General features: G+C 34.8%; 2 protein-coding genes. Both read left to right on the plus strand.

Going from position 1 to position 2464, the window contains the following annotated elements:
* The coding region (locus CP367_RS10425; protein WP_098043567.1) for a helix-hairpin-helix domain-containing protein at positions 1-574 on the plus strand (574 nt) is incomplete at its 5' end.
* A partial coding sequence (locus CP367_RS10430; RefSeq protein WP_098043568.1) for a ComEC/Rec2 family competence protein occupies positions 543-2464 on the plus strand: 1922 nt, incomplete at its 3' end. The genes CP367_RS10425 and CP367_RS10430, both read left to right, overlap by 32 nt.

The following is a 2464-nucleotide window of genomic DNA, read 5'->3' on the forward strand; positions in this document are numbered from 1 at the left end:
TGCTGCAGTGCAGGATCAAGTTATGCAGTCTAGCATTAGTAGTTCAGGTGCAACCACTAATACTAATGCAGTGACTAGCAGTAGTTCAACAACCGTTTCTAAGACTGTAACTTGTGATATTTCCGGTGCGGTGAAGCATCAGGGAGTATATACATTGAAAAATGGTGCTCGTCTGCAGGAGTTAATTGAGGCGGCTGGAGGTACTACTGCTAGAGCACAATTAAAAGCTATTAACCGCGCTACTTTGCTTAAGGATCAAGATAAAATTCATATTCCTTACAAGGGTGAAAAGGTTGAAAATGTGGCAACTGCAGGATCAGCTGATAACAGTCAAAATAGTGGGAGTACTAGTAGCAGTAGCCCAAGTAATCAAGGGGATGGCACTAAGATCAACTTAAATACTGCTAATGTAGCGGAACTACAAAAGTTAACTGGAATTGGTCAAAAAAAGGCAGAACAGATTATTGCTTATCGTGAACAAAATGGTTCTTTTAAAAAGATAGAAGATTTAATGCAGGTATCAGGAATAGGAGAAAAAACTTTTGCGAGCCTTAAAGATCAATTGGCTGTTTAAAAATGAAGTTGGCTTTTACTTAATAACCGCTTTGTTGCTAATTACAATCTCTTTTTTGGCTTTTTCTTGTACAACAATGGTGCAAAAAATAGTAGCTTTATTTTTTCTGGGTTACTTTTTGCTACTGTTAGTACAAAAATATCGAGTTAGTTTAAAAATAGTTAGTCTAATAGTTGGAGCATTTCTATTACTGATTTTTTTAAGTAAACCAAAAACCAATTTTGTTTTAACCCAGCAGAGCCAATTAAGAATTTACCCTGATCAGGTAAGAATTAAAGACGACTACTTAACAGGTGTGGGTAATTTTGCTCAAGGTAAAATTTTAATTAGTGGCAAGGTAACAGATGCTCAAAAAGAACTGCTTAAGCATGGGAACCCTGTTTTAGTGACAGAAATTAATGGGGAATGCAATTCAATTGAGCCAGCAACTAATATTGGTGAGTTTAATTTTCAGAATTATTATCAGGCAAAACAAATTTACCAAAAATTGAAATACAGTAGTTGTCAAATGAAGCTATTACCGATTACTGATTTTGGGGATCAATTGCATCAATTACGTTTTGAATTGCAGAACTATTTTGCCAAGATGCCACAGTTGTTAGGCTTTTTCGCTAGTGAATTAATCTTGGGTGAAAATAATGCTCAAGAAAATCAAGAAATACTAAATAATTATCGAGATTTGGGTGTTATTCACTTGTTAAGCATTTCAGGCTTACATGTTGGAATCTATGTCTTATTAATTAGCGTATTTTGTTTTAACTTGAAACTGACAGATGAAGAAACTTTTGTCTGCTGTACATTGGTTTTATTGCTAGGTATTTTTCTAAGCAATGGTCAAGCCGGCTTTGTAAGAGCGAGTTTAACCTACTTTTTAGGCAAAATTTGTAAGTTTAAGAAATATCATGTTGCGTCGATAGATCTGCTGGGATTGACCTGCATTTTACATCTTTTAGTAGTACCGCGTTTATTTCTGGCAACTGGAGCCTTATTGAGCTATATTTTGGCATTGGGTTTACAGTTAACTGATAAGTTTGGCAGTTTTAAACAAGCAATTTTGTTAAATATTTTATTAACGCCATTACTATTGCTTTTCTTTTATCAGGTCAATTTTTTAACTGTAATTTTTAATATGTTAGTAGTGCCATATTTCAATTGGATAGTTTTACCAATTGCTTTTTTCAATATTGTGACGTTTGGTCTGACTAAAGATTTTGCTCCGGTATTAGAAAAAGTGCTTGAATTAGGTGAGAAAATCATTGGGCAATTATCTGCTACTAAGTTGGGACTACTAACTTTTGGGCAAATTAATTGGTGGCAGTGTCTGTTGCTATTAATAGTAACGATTATTTTAATTGTTTCTTTAAGAGAAAAAGTTAACTGGCGCTTTAATAGTAAGAAAATTATGGTGGGCTTGTTGAGCTTGTATGTAATTTTCTTCAGCATGATTCATTTTCCTTTGCGAGGGCAAGTAACCTTCATTGATGTGGGCCAAGGAGATAGTATTCTAGTGACTACGCCATTTCCTCGCAAGGTATATTTAATTGATACTGGTGGAAAACTAAACTTTAGTGGCAAAAAGCAGACACCTCAGATTGATCGAATTACTATTCCATTTTTGAAAAGTCAGGGAATTAATACAATTGACGGAGTCTTTGTTTCGCATCAAGATGCCGATCACGTTGGTGATTTAGGACCATTACTAGAGCAGGTTAATGTTAAGAAATTATTTATGGCCGAAGGACTAATTAAGAATCCATCTTTTCAAAAGAGATTAGATGGTCGTGTAAAAGATACCAAATTAGTGGAGTTACTTGCAGGAATGCGGGTGAAAGAACCGCAGATTACATTTAATGTGGTTTATCCATATCAAGCAGGAGAAGGAAAGAATGA

The sequence above is a fragment of the Lactobacillus sp. UMNPBX16 genome, assembly GCF_002553775.1.
GTDB lineage: Bacteria > Bacillota > Bacilli > Lactobacillales > Lactobacillaceae > Lactobacillus > Lactobacillus crispatus.